This window comes from Salinivibrio sp. MA351, from assembly GCF_001996065.1.
In the GTDB taxonomy this organism is placed as follows: Bacteria; Pseudomonadota; Gammaproteobacteria; order Enterobacterales; family Vibrionaceae; genus Salinivibrio; species Salinivibrio costicola.
Window position 1 is genome coordinate 153,030 of the sequence record NZ_MUFG01000001.1, and the last position, 24,628, is coordinate 177,657.

19 protein-coding genes are annotated in these 24,628 nt (G+C 50.7%); 10 read left to right on the forward strand and 9 right to left on the reverse strand.

What is annotated here, in order from left to right; genetic code table 11:
• Positions 1-128: 128 nt before the first annotated feature.
• Complete coding sequence (locus BZG78_RS00725; RefSeq protein WP_077660106.1) at positions 129-1,265, forward strand: glycerate kinase; 1,137 nt, start codon at positions 129-131, stop codon at positions 1,263-1,265.
• A gap of 127 nt (positions 1,266-1,392) precedes the next feature.
• Here BZG78_RS00725 and acnB read toward each other — a convergent pair whose 3' ends face one another.
• Positions 1,393-3,990 carry a bifunctional aconitate hydratase 2/2-methylisocitrate dehydratase gene (gene acnB, locus BZG78_RS00730; protein WP_077660107.1) on the reverse strand — a complete coding sequence of 866 codons (2,598 nt, stop codon included), beginning with the start codon at positions 3,988-3,990 and terminating at the stop codon, positions 1,393-1,395.
• A gap of 575 nt (positions 3,991-4,565) precedes the next feature.
• Between acnB and BZG78_RS00735 the strand changes: the two genes are divergently transcribed.
• Positions 4,566-6,479, forward strand: a complete 1,914-nt coding sequence (locus BZG78_RS00735) for a methyl-accepting chemotaxis protein (RefSeq protein ID WP_077660108.1) — start codon at positions 4,566-4,568, stop codon at positions 6,477-6,479.
• A 149-nt stretch (positions 6,480-6,628) separates the two neighbouring features.
• Here the strand turns inward: BZG78_RS00735 and lpdA are convergent, their stop codons facing one another.
• The 7 genes from lpdA to BZG78_RS00770 all read right to left on the reverse strand — a co-directional run bounded on the left by lpdA (position 6,629) and on the right by BZG78_RS00770 (position 16,777).
• The gene (gene lpdA / locus BZG78_RS00740) at positions 6,629-8,053 is read right to left on the reverse strand and encodes a dihydrolipoyl dehydrogenase (RefSeq protein WP_077660109.1); all 1,425 of its coding nucleotides are present in this window, start codon (positions 8,051-8,053) and stop codon (positions 6,629-6,631) included.
• A gap of 183 nt (positions 8,054-8,236) precedes the next feature.
• On the reverse strand, positions 8,237-10,123 hold the full coding sequence (aceF, locus tag BZG78_RS00745) for a pyruvate dehydrogenase complex dihydrolipoyllysine-residue acetyltransferase (protein ID WP_077660110.1): 1,887 nt from the start codon (positions 10,121-10,123) through the stop codon (positions 8,237-8,239).
• A 12-nt stretch (positions 10,124-10,135) separates the two neighbouring features.
• Positions 10,136-12,802 carry a pyruvate dehydrogenase (acetyl-transferring), homodimeric type gene (aceE, locus tag BZG78_RS00750; protein ID WP_077660111.1) on the reverse strand — a complete coding sequence of 889 codons (2,667 nt, stop codon included), beginning with the start codon at positions 12,800-12,802 and terminating at the stop codon, positions 10,136-10,138.
• Between the two features lie 92 nt (positions 12,803-12,894).
• A complete protein-coding gene (gene pdhR / locus BZG78_RS00755) occupies positions 12,895-13,668 on the reverse strand; it encodes a pyruvate dehydrogenase complex transcriptional repressor PdhR (protein WP_021022598.1) in 774 nt (257 codons plus the stop codon).
• Between the two features lie 228 nt (positions 13,669-13,896).
• Positions 13,897-14,454, reverse strand: coding sequence for a 1,6-anhydro-N-acetylmuramyl-L-alanine amidase AmpD (gene ampD, locus BZG78_RS00760; protein WP_021022599.1), 558 nt, complete (start codon positions 14,452-14,454; stop codon positions 13,897-13,899).
• A 26-nt stretch (positions 14,455-14,480) separates the two neighbouring features.
• Positions 14,481-15,785: a diguanylate cyclase gene (locus BZG78_RS00765; RefSeq protein WP_077660112.1), complete on the reverse strand. Its 1,305-nt coding sequence runs from the start codon at positions 15,783-15,785 to the stop codon at positions 14,481-14,483.
• Positions 15,782-16,777: an ABC transporter substrate-binding protein gene (locus tag BZG78_RS00770; protein ID WP_077660113.1), complete on the reverse strand. Its 996-nt coding sequence runs from the start codon at positions 16,775-16,777 to the stop codon at positions 15,782-15,784. Before BZG78_RS00770 ends, BZG78_RS00765 begins: the two co-directional genes overlap by 4 nt.
• 186 nt (positions 16,778-16,963) lie before the next feature.
• Between BZG78_RS00770 and nadC the strand changes: the two genes are divergently transcribed.
• The 8 genes from nadC to yacG all read left to right on the forward strand — a co-directional run bounded on the left by nadC (position 16,964) and on the right by yacG (position 24,070).
• Positions 16,964-17,866, forward strand: coding sequence for a carboxylating nicotinate-nucleotide diphosphorylase (nadC, locus tag BZG78_RS00775; RefSeq protein ID WP_077660114.1), 903 nt, complete (start codon positions 16,964-16,966; stop codon positions 17,864-17,866).
• 264 nt (positions 17,867-18,130) lie between these two features.
• A complete protein-coding gene (locus BZG78_RS00780; protein ID WP_077660167.1) occupies positions 18,131-18,583 on the forward strand; it encodes a pilin in 453 nt (150 codons plus the stop codon).
• A 46-nt stretch (positions 18,584-18,629) separates the two neighbouring features.
• The gene (locus BZG78_RS00785; RefSeq protein WP_077660115.1) at positions 18,630-20,312 is read left to right on the forward strand and encodes an ATPase, T2SS/T4P/T4SS family; all 1,683 of its coding nucleotides are present in this window, start codon (positions 18,630-18,632) and stop codon (positions 20,310-20,312) included.
• A gap of 9 nt (positions 20,313-20,321) precedes the next feature.
• A complete protein-coding gene (locus BZG78_RS00790) occupies positions 20,322-21,539 on the forward strand; it encodes a type II secretion system F family protein (RefSeq protein ID WP_108743334.1) in 1,218 nt (405 codons plus the stop codon).
• 72 nt (positions 21,540-21,611) lie between these two features.
• On the forward strand, positions 21,612-22,481 hold the full coding sequence (locus BZG78_RS00795; RefSeq protein WP_077459854.1) for an A24 family peptidase: 870 nt from the start codon (positions 21,612-21,614) through the stop codon (positions 22,479-22,481).
• Positions 22,481-23,095 carry a dephospho-CoA kinase gene (coaE, locus tag BZG78_RS00800; protein ID WP_077660117.1) on the forward strand — a complete coding sequence of 205 codons (615 nt, stop codon included), beginning with the start codon at positions 22,481-22,483 and terminating at the stop codon, positions 23,093-23,095. The genes BZG78_RS00795 and coaE overlap by 1 nt, the downstream gene beginning before the upstream one ends.
• 23 nt (positions 23,096-23,118) lie before the next feature.
• A complete protein-coding gene (zapD, locus tag BZG78_RS00805; protein WP_021022609.1) occupies positions 23,119-23,859 on the forward strand; it encodes a cell division protein ZapD in 741 nt (246 codons plus the stop codon).
• 10 nt (positions 23,860-23,869) lie between these two features.
• Positions 23,870-24,070, forward strand: coding sequence for a DNA gyrase inhibitor YacG (gene yacG / locus BZG78_RS00810; RefSeq protein WP_021022610.1), 201 nt, complete (start codon positions 23,870-23,872; stop codon positions 24,068-24,070).
• Between the two features lie 138 nt (positions 24,071-24,208).
• Here the strand turns inward: yacG and mutT are convergent, their stop codons facing one another.
• Complete coding sequence (mutT, locus tag BZG78_RS00815) at positions 24,209-24,604, reverse strand: 8-oxo-dGTP diphosphatase MutT (protein WP_077660118.1); 396 nt, start codon at positions 24,602-24,604, stop codon at positions 24,209-24,211.
• Positions 24,605-24,628 lie beyond the last annotated feature (24 nt).

Consider the following 24,628-nt stretch of genomic DNA (forward strand, 5'->3'; position numbering starts at 1 on the left):
TTCGCGCGGCATTGTCCGGCTTTTGCCACGAATTGCCAAGCCCAAGCTGTTATCAAGGTAGCACTTCGCTCATACTGTTTACTTCAGTTCGACTTAATGGACGACCGTCATATCGCCAAGGACAAGCCATGCATATTGTGATCGCACCGGACTCATTCAAAGAAAGCCTCAGCGCCCCACAAGTCGCTAACGCTATTCAAACAGGCATGGCAGCCGCACTGCCTAATGCCACGTTTTCACTGTTGCCCATGGCAGATGGTGGTGAGGGGTTTGCACAAAGTATGCTCGAACGACTGGGTGGAGAACGTTTTCACTGTGACGTCACGGGGCCAGATTTTCGCCCGGTTACGGCCAGTTTTGTGATTAATCGTGAGCAACGACTGGCCGTGTTGGATGTCGCCAGTGCCTCAGGTTTACCATTAATGCCAAGCACCGCAAAAAATCCGCTCCATACCACCAGCTTAGGCACCGGTGAGCTGATCCGTGCAGCTCTTGATCATGACATCGATGAAATCATTATTGGTTTAGGTGGCAGTGCCACCAATGACGCGGGTGCCGGGATCCTGACCGCCTTAGGCGCGCGCCTGCTTGACGGTGCAGGCAAACCAATTATTCCGACTGGACACGGATTAGGTGCATTGATGACACTGGATCTCAGCACGCTCGATTCACGCTTGCGCGCTGTCACACTCACCGCGGCCTGTGATGTCGATAACCCGCTATGTGGACCCGATGGCGCTGCTACCGTATTTGGCCCGCAAAAAGGCGCCACGGTCAGCCACATTCGCAGTTTAGAGCAACACCTTCACCGTTTTGCCCGTATTTGTCACTATCAACTTGGCCATGCCATTGCGCACTTTCCAGGGGCAGGCGCAGCAGGCGGAATCGGTGCCGCTTTAGGCGGTTTACTCAATGCCCAGCTCGTACCCGGGGTGGAGTTGCTACTAACACGGACCCACGCGTATTCGACCCTGGCACAAGCAGATTGGATTATTACCGGTGAGGGACGGGTCGATGGTCAAACTCAGCACGGAAAAGTCCCCATGGCGCTCGCCCGGATTGGCCAATCACATCACATTCCCGTGGTGGTGATCGCCGGCAGTGTCGGTGACAACTGTGATACGCTTTATCAACACGGCGTCAAAGCGATTTTCCCCATTCAGCCAGGGCCCTGCTCATTGTCTGAGGCGCTGGTCAACACGGCAAGCAACGTCACGCGCACGGCTGAGAATATTGCGCGATTAATGGATAACCCGATTAATTAATCAACCATAACACGAAGCCAGTTGGCGCTCCCTCACTCGGTCACGCACACGAAAAAAAGCGCCTCCCATAAAGATGGAAGGCGCTTTTCTTCGCGCCATGCCGAACGCTATCGGCCATCAGCGCGTCCTACACTGCGGTTTTAACAATCACATCATTGGCGATGTTGGTGTAGGCATCCATTTGATGGAAGTTAAGATAACGATAAGTATCACTTGCCGTCGCATTGATTTGCTCAGCGTACTCTAGATATTCCTTTTGAGTCGGGATCCGGCCGAGAATCGCACCGACTGCCGACAGCTCAGCCGACGCCAGATACACATTCGCGCCCGTACCGAGACGGTTTGGGAAATTACGTGTCGAGGTCGACAACACAGTCGATTTTTCCGCCACACGAGCTTGGTTACCCATGCACAAGGAACATCCCGGCGTTTCGATCCGCACCCCAGCACGACCGTAGATACCGTAATAACCTTCAGCGGTCAGCTGATCTCTATCCATCTTCGTCGGTGGTGCCACCCACATCCGAGTCGATAAGCTGCCACCGAATTTATCCAGCAATTTACCGGCTGCTCGGAAGTGACCAATGTTGGTCATACAGCTTCCGATAAAGACTTCATCGACACTGTCGCCTGCCACGTCCGACAAAGTACGCGCATCATCCGGATCGTTCGGCGCACACAAGATAGGCTCTTTGATCTCGGCCAGATCGATTTCAAGCACGTGGGCATATTCGGCATCTTTGTCCGCTTCCATCAAGCTTGGGCTGTCTAGCCATTGCTGCATCGCTTGAATACGGCGCTCAATGGTACGGCGGTCGCCATAGCCTTCGGCAATCATCCACTTCAACATCACAATGTTGGACTCAAGGTATTCGGCCACTGAGTCTTGTGACAGCTTCACGGTACAACCAGCCGCAGAGCGCTCTGCGGATGCATCTGATAGCTCAAACGCCTGTTCAACCGTGAGGTGTTCAACCCCTTCGATTTCGAGAACACGACCGGAAAATTCGTTAATTTTTCCTGATTTCTCAACCGTTAACAGACCTTGTTTGATGCCGAAATACGGAATGGCATGGACTAAGTCACGCAAGGTAACACCGGGCTGCATTTCGCCTTTAAAGCGCACCAAGACCGACTCAGGCATATCCAGCGGCATCACCCCGGTTGCTGCAGCAAAGGCCACCAGACCCGAGCCGGCAGGGAAAGAAATTCCCAGTGGGAAACGCGTATGTGAGTCGCCACCGGTACCCACGGTATCAGGCAGCAGCATACGATTGAGCCAAGAGTGAATCACCCCATCGCCTGGACGCAGTGCCACGCCACCACGATTCATGATGAAATCGGGCAAGGTATGGTGTGTTTCCACGTCAACCGGCTTTGGATATGCTGACGTATGACAGAAAGACTGCATGGTCAAATCGGCGGTAAAACCAAGACACGCCAAGTCTTTGAGCTCATCACGGGTCATGGGTCCGGTGGTGTCTTGTGACCCTACCGTGGTCATTTTAGGCTCACAATAGGTATTCGGACGCACACCTTCGACGCCACAGGCTTTACCGACCATTTTTTGTGCCAGCGTAAAGCCTTTGGTGGATTCAGCCACTGGACGGGGACGGCGGAATACGTCAGATGGCTCAAGGCCGAGACATTCACGGGCTCGATCGGTCAAGCCGCGACCGATAATCAATGGGATGCGGCCACCGGCACGTACTTCATCATACAAAATGTCGGTTTTGAGCTGGAAGGTCGACAGCACGTCATCGGTGCCATGCTTGCACACTTTACCGTCAGCGGGGTACAGGTCAATCACATCGCCCATATTGAGCGAAGTCACATCGAGCTCAATCGGCAATGCGCCCGCGTCTTCCATGGTATTAAAGAAAATAGGGGCGATTTTCCCGCCTAAACAGAAACCGCCGAAACGCTTGTTCGGCACATTCGGAATGTCTTGGCCCATAAACCACAACACCGAGTTGGTCGCTGATTTACGTGACGAGCCAGTGCCAACCACATCACCGACATAAACCAGTGGGTGGCCTTTTTCTTCCAGCGCCTTCATTTGCTCAATGGGGCCAATGTCACCGGGTTTATCCGGTTGAATACCTTCGCGCTCGTTTTTAAGCATCGCAAGGGCATGTAAGGGAATATCTGGACGTGACCATGCATCAGGGGCGGGAGACAAGTCATCGGTGTTGGTTTCACCCGATACTTTGAACACTGTCAGTGTCACTTTTTCAGGAATCTGCGGTTTTTCCAGATACCAATCTGCGTTGGCCCACGATTCCATCACTTGTTCAGCGTAAGCATTCCCTGCTTTCATTTTGTCTTCCACGTCATAGAAAGCATCAAACATGAGCAGGGTATGTGACAGGGCTTTGGCTGCAATTGGCGCCAGTTTTTCATCCTCTAACAACGCGATCAGAGGCTGGATGTTATAACCGCCTTGCATGGTACCGAGTAGCTCTGTGGCGCGCTCAGGGCTGATTAACGGCGATTGCGCCTCACCATTTGCCAACGCAGCTAAAAAGCCTGCTTTTACATAGGCGGCTTCATCCACGCCGGGTGGAATTCGGTTTTCCAGCAAATAAACAAGGGTTTCTTCTTCGCCAGCGGGCGGGTTTTTCAACAGTTCTATCAGACTGGCGGTTTGCTCAGCGTTCAGCGGTTTAGGCACAATACCCTGAGCGGCACGTTCTTCGACGTGTTTACGGTAGGCTTCAAGCACGACTATTTCCTCTTATCTCGGTCAGGCCCTGTGGCCCAACATCCTTGGAAAGTGTTAGTACTCGTATCACGCTTATCCGGCGAAGTTTATTAAAATTTTCCAGCAAGACGAGGGTTCGAGCACGTAACCGCTGCGTGAGGATAGCATTTTTAACTTAAAATTAAAATCTACCCGTTTTATGAAACATACGACCAAGGTCTTAGTGACGCAGCCCTCTATTCCCTCATTCTCACGATCCAATTAACCGTGATTGTCGCGTTCTGTTTGATTCTATACTGTTTTTTATCACGATACAGTTACCCATAAAAGATAACGCGATATCGATCAGGCGGTGCGCTCTCCGCCCCTTTTTATCGGTTTGTGTTGAAAGCGCGAGCTAAGTGTCATTTTCATCAATAATTATGGGCAAGGGCTTCAATTTTATCATTTCATCGCCGATACATTAGGAACGGTAAATGTAATTCTGCTAACTTAGACGTTGGTGCCATACACATCGTCACTTTTTTGTCACGCTAATTTGTCAACTTATCGATGATTACAAAATAGCGCGTGATAGACCACATAGAGAGAAAGGCATGAAGCTAAAACAACTCACGATTAAACAAAAGCTCGTGTTGGCATTTGTCTCAGCCGTGATCGCATCGACAGCGATCGTCAGCTATATGAGCTTAAGCCAAGCGCGCGATATTATGGAAAAGCGCCTGTTAGAGAATGAGCTTCCGACCACCCTCACTCAGTTTAGAGATACCATTGATAGTGAAGTTAACCAGCTGCAATCTGCCGCGCGTCAGCTCGCGTCAAACCCGGTGACACTCGATATTCTCAACCAAGGGATCACCCCGAGCGAAGAAGCCCGCGTGGTCAAGCAGCTTAACGTGCTACGTGACCAATACGATCTCAATGATGCCTCTATCGCTAACCGAGAGACCGGCCAGTATTGGAACCAAGATGGTTTTTTACGCGTCCTCACGCGAGAAAAAGACGGTTGGTTTTATAACTTTCTCGACAGTGGCAATGCCACCATGGCGCAGGTATTCCAAGAGGATAATGGCGAGCTCAAACTGTTCGTCAACTTTCAACAGCTTAACGGCAAAGGCTTGGCTGGGTTTTCGCGTTCACTCGAAGACATGACCCGCTTTTTGAATCAATTCAAAATCGAACAGTCGGGCTTTGTTTTCTTAGTCAATGCCGATGGCATGGTCCAATTGCACCGTGACACCGATCTCATGGGCGAAAAAACATTGAGTGATGTGTATGGAGCACAGGCACGGAGCTTGCTCCAAAAAGGTGACTTTAACCTCCTCGATACACACATTAATGGCAAGGAAGTCCTGCTCGCCTCAAGTTATGTTCCCTCCATGGACTGGTATGTCATCGCAGATGTTCCAGCAGAAGAAGTCTTTGCACCACTCAATCAAACCCGCAATCAGATCCTAATGGTGTCTGTGGTCGTTGGGTTAGTGTTTATTGTAGTGGCCGTTTGGCTTGCGACGACCATTACCAAACCGATTCAATACGTGGCGAATGTGTTCCGTGAGATCGGCGAAGGTGAAGGCGATTTACGCCAACGTGTCGACATCGATAGCCAAGACGAAATTGGCCAACTCGCCTCTGGTTTCAATAGTTTTGTGGAGAAAATCCATCGTCTAGTCTCAGACGTTGCCAGTACCGGTGGTGAGCTTCGTCATGCTGCAGAGCAAGTCTCGTCACAAGCTAGCGCCACCCAATCTCAGAGTGAGTATCAGCGTGATCGCACCGTACAAGTGGTGACGGCGATTAATGAAATGGGCGCGACGGTGAATGAAATTGCCGGTAATGCCGCTAATGCCGCCAGTGCCGCTAACCAAGCGTCTGATGATGCAGCCAATGGCCAAGGTGTGGTAACCCAAGCGCGAGACACCATCGCCAGCCTTGCCGACGATATGGAGAATATGTCAAAAGTGATCAGTGCGCTGGCTGAAAACACCGACTCGATTGGCGGCATTTTGGATGTGATTCGTGGTATTTCAGAGCAAACCAACCTGCTCGCCTTGAACGCCGCCATTGAAGCGGCACGTGCGGGCGAACAAGGACGAGGCTTTGCGGTCGTTGCCGACGAGGTGCGTAACCTGGCTAGCCGTACCTCCGATTCAACCGATGAAATCCAGACCATGATCAACCGCCTGCAGCAAGAGGCCCATAATGCTGTCAACGCAATGGAGCAAAGCCGCACCATGACAGCCGAAGGGGTCAACGCATCGGATGAGGCGTCGCTGTCACTGAACGCGATTAATGAGCAGATTATCCAAATCTCAGACATGAATACACAAGTAGCGACCGCGACAGAAGAGCAATCAACGGTGGTCAATGACATCAATCAGAATATTGAAGAGATTAATCACAGCTCGCAACAGACCGCGGATACCGCCAATACCATGGCTGAAGCCAGCGAGTCACTGCGTGATCTGTCTAAACGTCTCGATACCTTGGTGGGCAGCTTTAAGCTTTAAGCTTTAAGCTTTAAGCTTTAAGCGTTAACGCTTGACCATCATACTGACTAAGCGGGCCGAGGCCCGCTTTTTTCTTCTCAATCGATATATCACCGATATAAAAAAGCCCCGCAATGCAGGGCTTAAGAAGAAACATATAAACGCGCAGTTTATTTCTTTTTCTTCGCTTTTGGATTCGGCATATCCGTGATTGAGCCTTCAAACACTTCAGCGGCCAAGCCAACAGACTCATGGAGTGTTGGGTGAGCGTGAACAGTCAACGCGATGTCTTCGGCATCACAGCCCATTTCAATCGCAAGACCGATTTCGCCCAACAGCTCACCACCGTTGGTACCGACAACGGCACCCCCGATGACACGGTGCGTATCTTTATCGAAGATAAGCTTGGTCATACCGTCAGCGCAGTCAGACGCAATCGCACGACCAGAAGCCGCCCATGGGAAGGTAGAGGCTTCGTAGTTGATGCCCTCTTCCTTACATTCTTTCTCGGTTTTACCGACCCATGCTACTTCTGGCTCAGTATAAGCAATCGATGGGATCACTTTCGGATCAAAGTAATGTTTCTTACCAGAAATGACTTCCGCAGCCACATGGCCTTCATGCACACCTTTATGCGCAAGCATTGGCTGACCAACAATATCGCCGATCGCATAGATGTGTGGCACGTTAGTGCGCATTTGTTTATCAACATTGATGAAGCCGCGATCGTCAACTTCAACCCCGGCTTGGCCGGCGTCAAGCAGTTTGCCATTCGGGCTACGGCCAATCGCAACCAATACAGCATCATAACGTACTGGCTCTGCTGGCGCTTTTTTGCCTTCCATCGTCACGTAAATACCATCTTCTTTGGCTTCTACTGCGGTGACTTTGGTTTCCAGCATCAGGTTCATTTTCTTGCTGATACGCTTGGTAAAGACTTTAATCACGTCTTTATCGGCCGCCGGGATCACCTGATCACACATTTCGACCACATCGACCTGTGAGCCCAATGCGTGATAGACAGTACCCATTTCTAGACCAATGATACCACCGCCCATCAGCAGCATTTTCTCTGGTACTTCTTTGAGCTCGAGCGCGTCAGTAGAGTCCCAGATACGTGGATCATCATGCGGGATAAATGGCAGCTCGATAGGACGAGAGCCGGCCGCGATGATCGCGTTGTCAAAATTAATGGTGGTGCTTTCTTCACCCTCGACCAACAGGGTGTTGGCGCCAGTGAAACGGCCGGTACCGTTAACCACGGTCACTTTACGCTGCTTGGCCATGCCACCTAAGCCACCGGTCAACTGACCGATCACCTTGTCTTTCCAAGAGCGAATTTTATCGATATCGGTTTGTGGCTCGCCGAAAACCACGCCATGATCAGCCATCGCTTTGGCTTCTTCGATCACTTTGGCAACGTGTAGTAGGGCTTTAGAAGGAATACAGCCAACGTTTAGACACACACCCCCTAGGGTGTTGTAACGTTCAACCAGCACTGTTTCCAAACCTAGGTCGGCACAGCGGAAAGCGGCGGAGTATCCAGCAGGACCAGCGCCAAGAACGACGACTTGCGCTTTGATTTCTTTACTCATTCTGACCTCGTTGTAGTCTTATTCCCTGACAGGCTAAGAGCGGTAGTTTTTATTGTTGTGGGTGTTTGGTGCCACAGTTTACAGCCATGTTAATGGGCTGAAAAATAAAAACCCATAGCCTGTGAGCTGCACAACAATTCCCAACCGACCCTTCACGGACCGGTTGGGTTGTCGATGTTGCGATTACAGTACCAAACGGCGGATATCGGACATTAGACCGTTGAGGTAGCTGATAAAGCGCGCACCCTCAGCACCGTCAATCACACGGTGGTCATAAGACAGAGACAGTGGCAGCATCAGGCGAGGTTCAAAGTCCTTACCGTTCCATACTGGCTTCATTTCTGACTTAGAGACACCCAAGATTGAGACTTCTGGTGCATTAACGATTGGCGTAAACGCAGTACCGCCCAAACCACCTAGGCTTGAGATGGTAAAGCAACCGCCCTGCATATCAGAAGCAGTGAGCTTGCCCGCACGCGCTTTCTTCGAGACTGCCATCAGCTCTTCAGATAACTCGTAGATGCCTTTTTTGTTCACGTCCTTAAAGACAGGCACAACCAGACCATTTGGCGTATCAACCGCAATGCCGATGTTGACATATTTTTTCATGATCAGGCTTTCACCGTCTTCCGACAGTGATGCGTTGAATGAAGGGAAAGCTTCCAGCGCTTTAGCAGCGGCTTTCATGATGAACACCAATGGGGTGATCTTCATGCCAGACTCTTTCTTCTTCTCAATCGCGTTTTGCTCTTTACGGAACGCTTCCACTTCAGTGATATCAGCGTTATCCCACTGCGTCACGTGCGGGATCATCACCCAGTTACGTGCCAGGTTCGCACCCGAGATCTTCTTAATGCGTGACAGTGGTTTGACTTCAGTTTCACCGAATTTGCTGAAGTCCACTTTAGGCCAAGGGAGCAAGCCAAGTGCACTGCCGTCGCCTGAGCCAGATGCTGCACCCGATTCAAGGCGTTTTAGCGCGTCTTTGACAAAGCTCTGAACGTCTTCTTTCAGTACACGTCCTTTACGACCCGTTCCTTTCACCTTCGCAAGGTTCACGCCAAATTCGCGGGCAAGACGACGAACAACAGGCGACGCATGCGCGTATTCTTTGTTCTCTACAAACTCGTCTTTGCCGGCGTCAGCTTTAGCCGCTGGGGCGTCGGCCTTAGCCGCAGGTGCGGGTGCCGCCTTTTCAGCAGCAGGTGCCGCTGCAGGTGCAGACGCTGCAGGTGCGCTACCGGCAACCTCGAAGGCCATGATCAACGAGCCCGTCGAGACTTTATCGCCCGCGGCCACTTTGATTTCTTTCACTGTACCCGCAAACGGTGCCGGTACTTCCATTGACGCTTTGTCGCCTTCAACGGTGATCAGTGACTGCTCTTCTTCAATGGTATCGCCAACGGCAACCATAATGTCAGTCACTTCAACTTCATCGCCACCGATATCAGGGACGTGAACGTCTTTGGCTTGTGCTGCTGCCGGCGCCGCTGGTGCTTCGGCTGCTGCTGGGGCGTCTGCAGCAGGAGCACTGCCACCCACTTCGAACATCATGATCAGTGAGCCAGTTGACACCTTGTCACCTGCCGCGATCTTGATTTCTTTAACGGTACCCGCGAACGGTGCAGGCACTTCCATTGAGGCTTTATCGCCTTCAACAGTGATCAGTGACTGCTCTTCTTCAATGGTATCGCCAACCGCGACCATGATCTCGGTGACTTCAACTTCATCCCCACCGATATCAGGGACGTGCACTTCTTTGATTTCTGATGCGGCCGCTGGTGCTGCAGCAGGAGCGGCTGGCGCCGCCTCTTGAGCTGGGGCGCTTTGCGCTGGCGCATCGGCTTCGAAGATCATAATCAAAGAGCCAGTGGTGACTTTATCACCCTCGGCAATTTTGATTTCCTTGACCACACCCGCTTGTGACGCAGGGACTTCCATGGATGCTTTATCACCTTCAACGGTGATTAACGACTGTTCTTCTTCTACCTTGTCGCCAACGCTAACAAGGATCTCAGTCACTTCTACTTCATCCGCACCGATGTCAGGTACATTAATCTCGATTGACATTGTTTCAGCCTCTTACGCGAACAGCGGGTTTACTTTGTTGGTATCGATGTCGAATTTCTTAATCGCTTCTGACACGACTTTCTTATCAACATCACCACGCTTAGCCAGCTCGTTCAGTGCCGCGACCACCACATAGCCTGCGTTCACTTCAAAGTGACGACGTAGGTTTTCGCGGCTGTCAGAACGACCAAAGCCGTCTGTACCCAGCACTTTATAAGACTCAGCTGGGATAAACGCACGAACTTGGTCAGCGTAGTTTTTCATGTAATCAGTCGCAGCAATCGCAGGCTCAGATCCCATGACTGTTTGGATATAAGGCACTTTGCTTTCTGCATCTGGGTTCAGCATGTTGAAACGATCCACATCCTGACCGTCGCGTGCCAACTCGTTGAACGAGGTCACGCTGTAAACGTCAGACGCTACGCCGAATTCATCGCTGAGCAGTTTCGCTGCCTTGCGCACTTCGGTCATGATGGTGCCCGAGCCCATTAACTGAACTTTGGCTTTGTCGCCCGTGTAGGTTTCTAGTTTATAGATACCTTTACGGATACCGTCTTCCGCGCCCTCAGGCATGGCTGGCTGATGATAGTTTTCGTTCATCAGCGTCAGGTAGTAGTAGATGTTTTCTTGGTCAGGACCGTACATACGACGGATACCGTCTTGCATGATCACCGCCACTTCGTACGCGAAGGTTGGGTCGTAAGACACACAGTTAGGTACAGTGCTTGCCAGAATATGGCTGTGACCGTCTTCGTGTTGCAGACCTTCACCGTTCAGGGTAGTACGGCCTGCGGTGGCACCCAATAGGAAACCACGTGCTTGTTGGTCACCCGCCATCCACGCCATGTCGCCAACACGTTGGAAGCCGAACATGGAGTAGTAGATGTAGAATGGGATCATTGGCAGATCATTGGTGCTGTAAGAGGTCGCCGCCGCTACCCACGATGACATCGCGCCTAGCTCGTTGATCCCTTCTTGCAGTACTTGGCCGCCTTGGTCTTCTTTGTAGTAAGACACCACGCCACGATCTTCTGGGGTATAGGTTTGTCCTTGCGGGTTATAGATACCCACCTGACGGAACAGACCTTCCATACCAAAGGTACGGGCTTCGTCAGCAATGATTGGCACTACGTTCTTGCCAATGCTCTTGTCTTTCAGCAATACGTTCAATGAGCGTACAAACGCCATGGTGGTAGAGATATCACGCTTCTGCTCAGACAGCAGAGCAGAGAAATCATCCAGTTTTGGCAGCGTCAGTTCTTCAGTGAACTTAGGTAAGCGCTGCGGAGTGTAACCGTGCAGGGCTTTACGGCGCGCATGCAGGTATTCGTGTTCCGCAGATCCTTCTTCCAGTTTTAGGTAAGTCAGGTTTTGCACATCATCGTCAGACAGCAAGTCTTGTAGGCCAAGACGATCACGCATCGCGTGAACATGGGTCATGTCCATTTTCTTCACTTGGTGCGCGATGTTTTTACCTTCAGCCGCTTCACCCATGCCGTAACCTTTAACGGTTTTCGCCAGGATCACGGTTGGACGGTCGTTGCACTCTTGTGCCGCTTTGAACGCAGCAAACAGTTTTGATGGTTCATGACCACCACGTTTGAGCGCAAAGATTTCTTCGTCGGTCATATCGGCAACCAGGGCTGCAGTTTCAGGATATTTACCGAAGAAGTGTTCACGCACGTAGGCGCCGTCTTTTGATTTGAAGGTTTGGTAATCGCCGTCGATGGTTTCGTTCATCAACTGCAGCAGTTTACCGGAGGTGTCTTTGGCCAGTAGTTTATCCCAGCCAGAGCCCCAAACCACTTTGATCACGTTCCAGCCAGCGCCTTTAAATAGGCCTTCGAGCTCTTGAACGATTTTACCGTTACCCATTACAGGACCATCAAGGCGCTGCAGGTTACAGTTGATCAAAAAGCACAGGTTATCCAGTTTTTCACGGGCGGCAAACGACAGCGCACCACGTGATTCTGGCTCATCCATTTCACCGTCGCCTAAGAACGCGTAAACACGCTGCTCTGAGGTGTCTTTCAAGCCACGACCGTTCAGATACTTAAGGAAACGCGCTTGGTAGATAGACGCAATAGGACCCAGACCCATAGATACGGTTGGGAACTGCCAGAACTCAGGCATCAGTTTCGGGTGCGGGTAAGAGGAAATACCGTTACCGTCAACTTCTTGGCGGAAGTTGTCGAGCTGCTCAGCAGTGAGACGACCTTCCACAAACGCACGCGCGTAGATGCCTGGAGAGATATGACCTTGATAATAAACCAGATCGCCACCATCTTTCTCGTTTGGCGCACGGAAGAAGTGGTTAAAGCAAGTTTCATAGAACGCAGCCGATGACTGGAATGAAGCCATGTGGCCACCCAGCTCTAAATCTTTCTTGGACGCGCGCAACACGATCATGATTGCGTTCCAACGAATGATAGAACGGATACGACGTTCCAAGTTCACATCACCTGGATAAGCAGGTTCTTGATCTGCAGGGATGGTATTTACATAGTTGGTGGTCACGCCAGTTGGCATGTCAACACCGTCTAAACGTGCTTGCCCTAAGACTTGCTCCAGAAGGAACTGGGCACGTTCTACACCTTCTTCACGAACGACTGACTCAAGAGCTTGCAACCACTCTTGGGTCTCAAGTGCGTCCACGTCATTTTTCATGACTTCAGACATGGCGATCTATCCTTTCGTTGATTGACTCGTACAAAACAAACGTTGTCGCAGCTGCAGTGGCCCCTCGCCTTTATTTTGGCGGCGAATAGGGATTACTCCAGCTCGTCCTTGCGTTGTTGAATTCGACGTAGAGACCGTTCTCGACGGCTTTCTTCTCGGCCAAGATCCAACAGAGTTTCCTCAATGTAAGCTAAGTGTGCATGCGACGCCTGTCTCGCTTTTTCTGGCTCGCCAGCGGTGATTGCATCCACGATCTCAGCTCGGTGTCGGCTGACATTTTCCACCGTCTCTTGACGGCGATAAAGTAGCTCAAAGTTTTGGTAAATATTCTGTTCCAGTAACGGTGCGAGGCTACGCATGATATGCAGTAGCACCACATTGTGCGCCGCTTCCGTTACGGCAACGAGATATTGCATGACGGCGGAAGCTTCTGCCTTTAAGTCCCCATCTTTCTGCGCTTGTCGAATCGCATCATGGCAATCTTCAATCCGAGAAAAATCCTCTTCCGTGCCCCGTAAAGCGGCGAAATAAGAAGAAATACCTTCGAGCGCATGCCGTGATTCCAACAAATCAAGCTGGGTTTCCGGATGGTCCGCCAATAACTCTAGCAGGGGTTCAGAAAATCGCTGCCACAGTCGTTGACTGACAAAGGTGCCACCACCTTGTTTGCGAGTGAGCAGCTTTTTTACTTCAAGTCGCTGAATCGCCTCACGGACTGATGGACGAGACACATCAAACTGGACCGCTAACTCTCGCTCAGGCGGTAGCTTCTGGCCTGGAGACAATGTCCCTTCCAGAATTAAACCTTCGAGCTCTTTCTCGATAACATCTGAGAGTTTGGGTTGACGAATTCGCTGATATGCCATTGTATTTATTGACCATCTGCCCCCCAAGCTTGGCGCTTAGCTGCAGAAACTGACTGATTGTAAATTGGTAAGACCAATTACTTTATTATTCTCTAAAGTTACCAGACAGCGGGTATTCTGTCCACCTGAACTTTGATTGACATCATGGAAACCCCTGTATTCGTCACCTGACAGTTGTTTTTTCACGGCGCTCTAAAATTGGTCAGACCAAACAGAATGACTGCTTTGTCAGGCAGTATAGAGCAGTAGGTGTAATCTTTCCCAGTCAAACACATGGCCAGGATCGGTCTTCCGTCCGGGCGCAATATGTTGATGTCCTGTGATCCGATCACGAGTGATGGCTGGATAGTACTGCATCAGCGTCTGCGTGATCGCCGCTAACGATTGATACTGCTGGTCGGTGTATGGAAGTGTGTCCGTGCCCTCAAGCTCAATACCGATAGAAAAATCGTTACATTGCTGCCGACCGTCAAAACACGAGATGCCAGCATGCCATGCGCGTTCGTTGAATGGTACAAACTGGATCACACTTCCATCTCGTCGGATCAGTAGGTGTGCGGACACGCGAAGATCACGGATCTGGGCAAAATAAGGGTGCGCGTCAGCGTCGAGGTTGCCCTGAAAAAATTGCTCAATATAGGGACCGTCGAACTGGCCGGGGGGCAGGCTGATATTGTGAACCACCAGCAAGGAAATATCCTCGCTATCCGGGCGTGAGTTATAATGGGGAGAAGGACAGGCGCGCGCGCCCGCTAGCCAATGATCGTCGATGCGGGAAAAAGACATGCAAGCTACTCGTGTCGCAAAATTCGTTACTGTATCCGCTCGGCAGGCAGATTGGAATATAAGCAGTGCCGCTCGTTAGCATGTGTTTTCGCGTAATACATGGCCGCATCGGCTTGATTCATCATTTGTTGCAACTCCAATCCGTCGGTAGGAAAGCAACTGACGCCAATACTACTCACCAGTGATAACTCTGCTTTCTCGGTTAATATAGGTGCATGGACATCATCTTGAATACGGCGAATAACTTCATTCAATGCATCTTTATCTGTCAATAGATCCAACCACACAATAAATTCGTCACCGCCTAAACGCCCGACTAAATCAGAACGACGGACGGCGTGCTTTAGACGTTGGCTCACAACCCTGAGCAACTCATCCCCGACCCCGTGGCCGTAGGTATCATTGACTTGTTTAAAGTTATTCAAGTCGATAAACAGTAACGCAGCATTCGTTTGTGCTCGGTTGGCCCGCATCAAAGCCACATCGACATGCGATTCAAACGCACGTCGGTTAAATAAACCTGTTAATTCATCATGCTCCGCTAAAAATTTAAGCTGGTGTTGTTGCTCGCGAAGCTGTTGTGTTTGCCGTGCGACTTCTTCACTCAGTTGGTTTTTATCCACCATGGTATGGCTAAGCGCATGCTTCATTTCATTGACATGATCCGCCAGTTCGGTCAGTTCATCTTTATCGGTCATGATTAATTCAGTGGTTAAATCACCTTTTTTAATCTGAGTAACCGTGCTGTGTAATGTTTTTAAGCGTTGTCTTAAACGTCGTCGTAAACGGGTCGCAAAAATCGTTACTAATAAGGCCAACAGCACCAAAATACCACCATGGACAACAAGCAACATTTTCTGCTGTTTAGATGCATCATGCATCGCTTGCTGACGCACAGAAAATGCCGCCTCGCTCATGGCTTGTAGTAAAATATTAAATCGTGAAAAAAGCATCAGCCGCCCTTCATCAACGCTCTGCTCCCGACCAAATTGGCCTGTTGTGGTATCCAGCAAACGGTCAATACTGTCCGCCGCTTGCGTCATAGACTGCACTGACTGGGGAGGAATCGCATGCTGGTCACTGGATAGCTGAGCCCGCAACGCATTGGTTGATTGATATACATCTTGGCGGGTTTGCGCACTGGGGTATTGACGATATAGCCACAAACGACCGCGTAAACTGTCGATTTGAGAATGCACCGCAACAATTCTATTTAAGCGTACTTGCGTCTGACTTTGTTTCTGAAAAAGCTCTACCGTGATCAATAGTGTTACCAGCGTCAATGCCGCACATGCGTAAACAACGATGTTTAACTGCTGACCGATTTTCATTCTAATAGACTCACTTTTTGAGTTGCTTCAACCAAGGGGCCAGGGTTAAGTAAATGACGATACGATGGTGTTGGTCCCGTAACCAATCCCGCGCGTTGCGCCCACCGAGCTTGGTTTTTTAAACGCAACAGTAAAGAGTCGTTTAACGACAGGCGAAATAAATAGTCCTGCCAAAGCCAGCCGAGCTTGTCGTCGGACATTGAAAGATACGCAGCGACCTGGGCTTTCGCTTGCTCAGGCCGTTGATGAATAACATCTACCGATTCATCCAAGGCTCGAATGACGCGACGCATATCTTGGTGCTGCTTTTTCGCAACTAAACGATCACTTACCAATAAAAAAGATAAGCTATGTAAGCCTTTACTATCGAGTGCTTGTACTGACTCATGGGCTCGTTTTACTAGTTGATAGCCGTAAGGTTCCCAAATAGCAATCGCATCAACTTCATTGTCGAGCAGTGCCGACGGCAACGCCTCAGGCGAGTAATAAACCTTCTCTATTGTCTCAGTTGGCATATCATACAGCTGGAGCAATGAGTCGAAGAAGTACTCACTCGCGCTTGACGCGACCACTCCAACACGTGCGCTCCGAAGCGCATCAGGGAGCGAGTGACCAATTGCACGATGGATAGACCACAGTTTCACATCATTGTCTGACTCAACAAAGCTAGTCAGAATGTTAAAATCCTCTCTTTCAAAGCTATTAAACATCGCCACTGTTTCTGACGTAGTGGCTAAGTCCGCCTCTCCCGCAACCAGTGCTTGAAAACTTTTCACTCCGCCATGAACCGGTTTTAGCGTCATGTCGATGCCATGTTTTTTAAATAAACCTTGTTCTTTGGCAACGATGATAGGCGCTGACAACGGCGTTAATGAAACCGCAATCGTCAATGGTGACAATGAGGTAGACGCGGGTAAACGTAGGTGCTGCCAGACACTAAAACCTGCCAGTGCAGCGAATATCATCGTCATCAGTGCCAATCCGCGTTTCATGACGCTACCTCTTTACTAAAACTGATCAAAGTGTAGACAAATGAGCAGGCAATGCATGGGGAATTTTCTAGTCAGGGTGTCGATAATAAAATGGACGCCGACGCGGAAACCGGAGAGAAAAGCTGCATTTCCCCCCAACCAGCGTTATCATTTCGCCACGTTTTTTCATCACCGCGGTAAGCCATAATGACATCGACTCCTTTTCATGCTGTTCATGACAGCAAAAGCCGTCTTGCCTATCTCACCTCTCATCTAAAAACGGATGTGCCCCGTGCCGTCAGCGACGCATTGCGTGAAGATTTAGGGGGCGATCTTGACGCGCGTAAAGATATTACCGCCAGCCTGATTCCGGCCGATTCGGTGTCGACCGCGGTACTGATTACACGTGAAGATGGCGTATTTTGTGGCCAAGATTATGCTAACGAAGTATTCAAACAACTGGGTGGCGAGGTCTCCTTAACCTGGCATGTGACCGATGGCGACGCGATCACTGCCAATCAAACCTTGTGCACCTTAAAAGGACCGTCACGCGTGTTATTAACGGGTGAGCGCAATGCGATGAACTTTATCCAGACCTTGTCAGGCTGCGCCAGTAAAACGGCAACCTATGTGGCACAGTTACAAGGGACGGAGACCAAGCTATTGGATACCCGCAAAACCGTGCCAGGCCTGCGTAGTGCACTCAAATATGCAGTCGCTTGTGGTGGCGGACACAATCACCGTATTGGTGTGTTCGATGCGTATCTCATTAAAGAAAACCACATTCTTGCCTGCGGCGGGATTGCCAATGCGGTGCAAGAGGCTCGTCGTCTGAATCCAGATAAACCGGTGGAAGTAGAGACAGAAAATCTGGATGAGCTAAAACAAGCCATTGAGGCCGGCGCCGACATTGTGATGTTAGATAATTTTAGCGTGCCGATGATGCGCGAAGCGGTTGCACTCAACCAAGGCCGTGTGGCGCTTGAAGTCTCGGGCAATGTCACCTTGGATACTCTGTCTGAATACGCGTCCACAGGCGTAGATTATATTTCTGTGGGCGCGCTTACCAAGCACGTGACCGCGCTCGATTTATCCATGCGTTTTCAATAACACGTACTTTCAATAACACGTACGCTCACCCAGAGTCGACCAGGCCGCCCACGATGGGCGGCCTTTTTATCGCGCTTTCGTGACAAAAAATTTGTGGTGAGTCGAACACTACAACAGAAAAAACAAAATCTTACATCCAGCTTTTACTCTTCACTCTCAAAGTCATGTTGCCCCTCTTTTTTGCGCCACGCTCACAAGCGTAAAGTCGCTGCACTCGCGGCCACCGCGTTGGCGGCCGACCATCATTGAGAGGAGAGACATAAGATGCAAAAGCAACAAGGGTTTAGCTTGATTGAGTTACTCGTGGTCATTGGCATTATTGGCGCCCTGACTGCCATCGCCATTCCGCAATACCAAAAATATCAAGATAAAGCCAAAGTTACTGCCGCAATTGCCACATTAACCAATATGCGCTCGGTCATCGAAGCGTCGATAATGGAAGAAGGCAAGTTCCCTGAGAACTCAGACACGATCGAGATAAATGGCGAATCAAAAACGATCGAAGAGGCCCTAGGCATCCCCGACAATGTCAAACTCGAAAGAGATAATGAAGTCGAGGGCAAACTATCCATCAGCGTTGAGGGGCTACCGGGTGACGATGGCAGCGATAAAGTTGTTCTAAAACGTAATGAGTTCGGTGGATGGTCTTGCACGCACCCCGCTAAACTCGATGTCAATGGTTGCGAAAAAGAAGAAGGCAGCGGCGGAAACGCCTAACCCGCTGTATTAAATATATCTAGCATAATTTTTACTCGCACCAACAATGATCCCAACTGCTCAGTTGTATCAAGCCGGCTTATTGACCGATGTCCAGCGCCATGCGTTGGGCATTGGCGATGGCACACCGCTTAGCGTCTCCCGTTTGCTCGATGCCGGGGTTGACCCCACCGCGCTCGCCCACACCCTCGCGAGTCAGCATCACCTGCCTTTTTCGGAAAGCCATCAGTATCCGTTTAAAGCTACCTGCTATGCCCTCGACCGGCGCGATTTGATTCAGCGCCATCAAGTGTTGCCGCTTGCCCAGCAAGGCAAAGGGCTGTTGCTCGGCGTCAGTGACCCAGATAACACAGAGGCGGTGGCTGATTTTCGCTTTTCAACCGGACTCAATGTCCGTTTGGTGGTGTTAAGCCAGCCGGATTTAGACGCGGCTCTGCGCCATTTATACGGCGCAGATATTGAGGGCACCGGCGATGGCATCACCATCAGTGATCAGGATTTAGCGGCCCTGACCGTCACCGATAGTCCGCAAGAAGATAGCGCGGAACTGCAAAGCGATCAGGCACCCATTAGCCGCTATATCCAGCAAATATTAGTTGATGCGGTACGAAAAAAAGCGTCCGACGTGCATTTTGAACCGTTTGAGGATCACTTCCAAATACGGTTTCGCCAAGACGGTTTACTGCAAACCTATGCCCATCCGCCCGCGGGCGTCTCGCGGCGGTTATCCACGCGACTCAAGATCTTAGCCCAACTCAATATTGCCGAACGACGCTTACCGCAAGATGGGCGAATCAAATTGACCCTTACTGCCGAGCATACGGTCGATATGCGGGTATCGACCTTACCAACGGTCTGGGGTGAAAAAGTGGTGGTTCGCTTATTGAATAATGATCAGCAGCAACTGACGCTGCATGATTTAGGCTTAACCGAGTGGCAGCGCCAGCACTATCAAGCAGCGCTCGATCAACCACAAGGAATGATTTTATTCACCGGGCCAACCGGGAGCGGTAAAACTGTCTCATTATACAGCGGTTTGCACTATCTCAATCAGCCGCAGCGAAACATTGCCACCGTTGAAGATCCGGTCGAGATCCAGCTTAATGGGATCAACCAAGTTAATGTCAATACGCGGATCGGACTCGATTTTGCGACCGCCCTCCGCGCCTTTTTACGCCAAGATCCCGACGTAGTCATGGTGGGAGAAGTACGCGATACCGACACCGCAGAGATCAGTATTAAAGCCGCACAAACTGGCCATTTGGTGCTCTCAACCTTACATACCAACTCTGCCGCAGAGAGCATCACGCGTTTAGCACATATGGGGATCGCGCCATACAACCTCGCCAGCTCATTGACCTTGGTAGTGGCGCAAAGGCTGGTGCGCCGGCTCTGTCCCGTCTGTAAGCAGCCTCACCCGCGTGATGACCCAAGCTTGACCCAGCTGATGCGCCTTTATCCGCGCTGCGACCCCACTCAAATCTATCAAGCCAATCCTCGCGGCTGTTACCGCTGTGACCAAGGTTATCAAGGTCGAACCGGCATTTATGAGGTGCTGCCTATCGACGACACCATTACTGACGCGATTTATCGCCATGCCAGTGCTAGCGAGCTCACCCAACTCGCTTGCCAACAAGGCATGTGGCGGCTGGCAGAGTCCGGCATTGCCAAACTCAATCAAGGGATCACCAGTGTGCAAGAACTCAGTCGCGTGATCCAACTGGCATAAGGAATGATCATGGCCAAGCAAACGTTATTCGTCTTTCATTGGCGTCAAGCCGTGCCGTTTGGGCGACACCAGAAAGGCCAAGTATTTGCGTATTCTGAGCACGATGCCCGCCAGCAACTCGCCGGCCAAGCTATCTTGCCAACACGCTTAATACGTCGACGCCTTTCTAGCTGGCAACAACGCCAGCACAAAGCCAAAGCGGCCGATATTACCCAGTTTTCACGCGAACTCACTACCTTGTTAGAGTCTGGCATCCCGATTGTTCAGGCACTCAACCTGATAGAAGAGAATCAAGTCAAAGCAGAAATGCGCTTAGTGGTTCGCTACCTTCGTCAACAACTAGAAGCTGGCACCAGCTTAAGCACGGCCTTGGCGCAAGCCAGCCCCCTATTTGATCGCTTTTACTGTGATCTGGTCGCCACCGGCGAACAAACCGGTCAACTTCCTTTGGTATTTGCTCGCCTTGCACTCTATCGGGAAAAACAAGCCTTGCTGCGCAGTAAGGTGATGAAAGCCATGATTTATCCCACCATCGTCGTCAGTGTTGCGCTCGGTGTTAGCACTTACTTACTTTTGTTCGTGATCCCAAAATTTAAGCAGATTTTTGACTCTTTTGGTGCGCCCCTACCTTGGCTCACACGGCAAGTGCTGGCATTGTCTGATTGGATGACCACCCATGCGCCGACCATTGCCGCTATCTTGATTGTCCTGATGTTATCGCATAAATGGCTACAACAGCATCGCCCGCGCTATCGGTACCACTATCACCGCTGGCTACTTAAACTGCCTATCATCGGTGAGGTGCTGAGCAAAGCCTGTATCGCGAAGTTTTCCCGCACACTGGCCACAACCTTTAGCGCTGGGATCCCACTGATCTCCGGACTTAAATCGGCAACCAATATTCTCACCAACGACTATTATGCACACGGACTCATTCGAGTGTCTGCACACACAGCTACCGGGATCCCGCTCTATCAAGCGTTACGTGAAAGTGGCCGCTTTCCCAATATGATGACGCAAATGATCATGATTGGTGAAGAGTCTGGCGCGTTAGACACCATGCTTAATCGGGTGGCAGTGATTTACGAGGAAGAGGTTGATAACACCGTCGATAATCTGGGTAAGATCATTGAGCCACTGCTGATTTTAGTACTCGGATTACTCATTGGTGGCTTGGTGGTTGCCATGTACCTTCCTATTTTTAATCTGATGTCCGTTCTCGGCTAAGCCAAGATAGAGTCTCGATACGTAACGCGCTATGATTCGCGCACAACAAGCAACAAGTAATAAGCAGGTGTCATGTTGGTGTTCTCCTCCCCGTTTTTTATCGTGATAGCCGGCCTGCTGGGTCTGGTTTTTGGCAGCTTTTTAAACGTGGTGATCGCCCGTTTACCGACAATGATGGAACGCCAGTGGCGCCAAGAATGCCGGCTTAGCTTTCCTGACGCCAATATCGATGCGCCAGACGACACGCGCTTTGATTTAAGCTTACCCGCTTCGCATTGCCCACATTGCCACACAGCGATTGCTTGGTACGACAATATCCCGCTGATTAGCTGGCTCGCGTTAAAAGGCCACTGCCGGCATTGTCAAACCCGGATCAGTAAGCGGTATCCGTTAATTGAGCTGATGGGTGCCCTCGTCTGCATACTGCCCGCTTGGCTCATCACCTCACCTGGTTGGGCCATCGCAGTGATGGGCGCAAGCCTGACATTACTTGCGCTGACGATGATCGACTGGGACACCATGCTGCTCCCCGATCAAATCACGTTGCCGCTTCTTTGGGCCGGGATCGCACTCGCACTCATCGGCGTCAGCCCAGTATCATTGGCAGACAGCGTAACAGGCGCCATGATTGGCTACCTCAGCCTCTGGAGCTTATTTTGGACATTCAAACTGATCACTGGCAAAGAAGGCATGGGCTACGGTGATTTTAAGCTTTTTGCTGCCTTGGGCGCTTGGGTGGGCTGGCAAGCGTTACCCCTGTTAATTTTAATGGCCTCCATGAGCGGGGCCGTTGTCGGCGCGCTATGGCTTCGTTCTCAGCGGCAAGGTATGCAACATGCGTTTGCCTTTGGCCCTTTCATTGCCACGGCTGGCTGGCTAAGTCTGCTTTGGGGCGATAGCCTGTTACACTGGTATCTGTCACACATTTTAGGAGTCATCTAATGGCATGGGTAGTCGGATTAACCGGCGGGATTGGTAGCGGTAAAACCACAGTAGCGGACCGGTTTGCCGCAAAAGGGATCGATATTGTCGATGCTGACGTGATTGCACGTGAGGTAGTAAAACCTGGCAGCCAAGGACTGGATGCGATTGTGGCGCGCTTTGGTGCGTTGGCATTAAATCATGATGGTAGCCTGGCGCGGGCGTGGCTTCGTGAGCGTGTATTTAGCCAACCAGACGACAAGCAATGGCTTGACGATTTACTCCACCCGTTGATTCGTACCCGCATGATTCAAGCTTGCGCCGACGCGCAATCTCAGTATTGTTTGCTTGTCGTGCCCTTATTAGTAGAAAATAACCTGATGACATTAGCCGATCGCATCCTTGTGGTGGATGTTGACCCGGCCACCCAGATAACCCGAACCTTGGCGCGCGATCAGGTCAGCCAACAACAAGTTCAGGCAATCTTGGCCGCGCAAGCCAGTCGTCAACAACGCCTCGACGTGGCTGATGACGTGATCGACAATACCCACACGGAGGCGGAACTTGATCGACAAGTTGATGCCTTACACCACACGTATTTAACCTTGGCAACCCAGGCAAACGCCGGTGTATAGCCGGACAGGATAGCTCAACGCTTATGACCAGCCTCACTGTGTATGAACACCCACTCAATGAACAGGTGCGTATTTATTTGCGCCTGGAGTACCTGCTCGACCAACTGGACGAAGTGAGCGGCCTTTCAGCACCCTGCCACCATATTCAATTTTTCCGCAGTTTATTCGATTTATTGGAAATTTTAGAGCAGGTGCAAGTAAAAGCAGACTTAGCCAAGGATTTGGATAAACTGAAGAAAAAGCTCAACGCATGGGCAAACGTACCGCAAGTGGATCAAACCCAGCTGAATCAGCTACTCGATCAGGTGGCCGCGCACCAACGTTCGGTGCTCCAGGCCAAACGCTTTGGTCAGCCTCTGCGGGAAGATCGCTTCTTAACCAGCATCAAGCAACGCTTCTCGATTCCCGGTGGCAGTTGCAGTTTTGATTTACCCGTTTTCCATTATTGGTTGCATCAGCCGCTCGCGGCCCGGCAAAATGCGATTCAAACTTGGATGGCTACCCTATCGCCGCTGCGTGATGCACTCGCTTTTTGGCTGCAACTAACACGCGAAAGCGCACACGGCGGCACCGCAACAGTAAAACAAGGGTTTTATCAACAAGAAGCCGATGGCGCTTGTTTAATTCGGCTAAAACTGGCACCGGATCTGGGCGTGTATCCTTTGGTATCAGGCCATAAAAACCGCTTCGCCATCCGGTTTATGCCATTTGACGATGATCATGAGGTCGCCGACAATATGCCTGTTCATATCAGTGTCTGTTAAGGAGAAGTACGTGAGTAATACCCCCACTGTGGTGAAATGCCCGACCTGTCAACAGCCTGTGGTTTGGGGAGAGGTGAGTCCACACCGTCCATTTTGTAGTAAACGCTGTCAACTGATCGATTTAGGTGAGTGGGCCAGTGAAGAAAAAGCCATCCCCGGCGCACCTGATATCTCGGATGATGACTTGTGGTCAGAAGAGCAGCCCGACTGAGCAGGCTGCATTCACTTCACTGAGCAGGCTGCGCTCACTTCGCGTAGCAAACTGTATTAACACAATAGCGAGCGTCCTTCGCCCCGTTCGCGTGTTAGTCTTGGTGTTAATGCTAGTGCTAGTGCTAGTGCAACCGAGTCAAAATCGGGCGTGAATTTTCTCAAGTACGGCGTCATTCGCCTCTGGAAACGTATAGTTATCCAGCTCAGCGATAGGCGCCCAAACCCCCTCTTGGCCTTCACAACCAGCCGGCTCACCATCAAAACGACACACTAAGAAAAAATCTAAGCTCAAGGCTTTGTCTGGAAAATCAAAGTCTAACGAAATAAACGGACTGACCTCGGTGGCATCAATACCCACTTCTTCTTTGAGTTCACGGAGCAGAGCGCGTTTAGGCGTTTCACTGCCTTCAATTTTCCCGCCCGGAAACTCCCACTTTCCTCCTTGGTGGGCCTGATCGTGACGACGTGTAATAAACACCTGATCTTGTGCCGAATTGACAATAATGCCCGCGGCAATACTTACCCGTTTCATGCACTCTCCTAATAATAAAAAAAG

Bases quoted from the DNA above. Each gene is read 5' to 3' on its own strand.
- pdhR (WP_021022598.1), bottom strand. From the start codon at position 13,668: ATGGCATATCAGCGAATTCGTCAACCCAAACTCTCAGATGTTATCGAG.
- aceF (WP_077660110.1), bottom strand. From the start codon at position 10,123: ATGTCAATCGAGATTAATGTACCTGACATCGGTGCGGATGAAGTAGAA.
- coaE (WP_077660117.1), top strand. From the start codon at position 22,481: ATGGCATGGGTAGTCGGATTAACCGGCGGGATTGGTAGCGGTAAAACC.
- BZG78_RS00795 (WP_077459854.1), top strand. From the start codon at position 21,612: ATGTTGGTGTTCTCCTCCCCGTTTTTTATCGTGATAGCCGGCCTGCTG.
- nadC (WP_077660114.1), top strand. From the start codon at position 16,964: ATGACATCGACTCCTTTTCATGCTGTTCATGACAGCAAAAGCCGTCTT.
- lpdA (WP_077660109.1), bottom strand. From the start codon at position 8,053: ATGAGTAAAGAAATCAAAGCGCAAGTCGTCGTTCTTGGCGCTGGTCCT.
- BZG78_RS00725 (WP_077660106.1), top strand. From the start codon at position 129: ATGCATATTGTGATCGCACCGGACTCATTCAAAGAAAGCCTCAGCGCC.
- zapD (WP_021022609.1), top strand. From the start codon at position 23,119: ATGACCAGCCTCACTGTGTATGAACACCCACTCAATGAACAGGTGCGT.
- BZG78_RS00790 (WP_108743334.1), top strand. From the start codon at position 20,322: ATGGCCAAGCAAACGTTATTCGTCTTTCATTGGCGTCAAGCCGTGCCG.
- BZG78_RS00770 (WP_077660113.1), bottom strand. From the start codon at position 16,777: ATGAAACGCGGATTGGCACTGATGACGATGATATTCGCTGCACTGGCA.
- BZG78_RS00785 (WP_077660115.1), top strand. From the start codon at position 18,630: ATGATCCCAACTGCTCAGTTGTATCAAGCCGGCTTATTGACCGATGTC.
- BZG78_RS00780 (WP_077660167.1), top strand. From the start codon at position 18,131: ATGCAAAAGCAACAAGGGTTTAGCTTGATTGAGTTACTCGTGGTCATT.
- mutT (WP_077660118.1), bottom strand. From the start codon at position 24,604: ATGAAACGGGTAAGTATTGCCGCGGGCATTATTGTCAATTCGGCACAA.
- ampD (WP_021022599.1), bottom strand. From the start codon at position 14,454: ATGTCTTTTTCCCGCATCGACGATCATTGGCTAGCGGGCGCGCGCGCC.
- aceE (WP_077660111.1), bottom strand. From the start codon at position 12,802: ATGTCTGAAGTCATGAAAAATGACGTGGACGCACTTGAGACCCAAGAG.
- BZG78_RS00735 (WP_077660108.1), top strand. From the start codon at position 4,566: ATGAAGCTAAAACAACTCACGATTAAACAAAAGCTCGTGTTGGCATTT.
- BZG78_RS00765 (WP_077660112.1), bottom strand. From the start codon at position 15,785: ATGAAAATCGGTCAGCAGTTAAACATCGTTGTTTACGCATGTGCGGCA.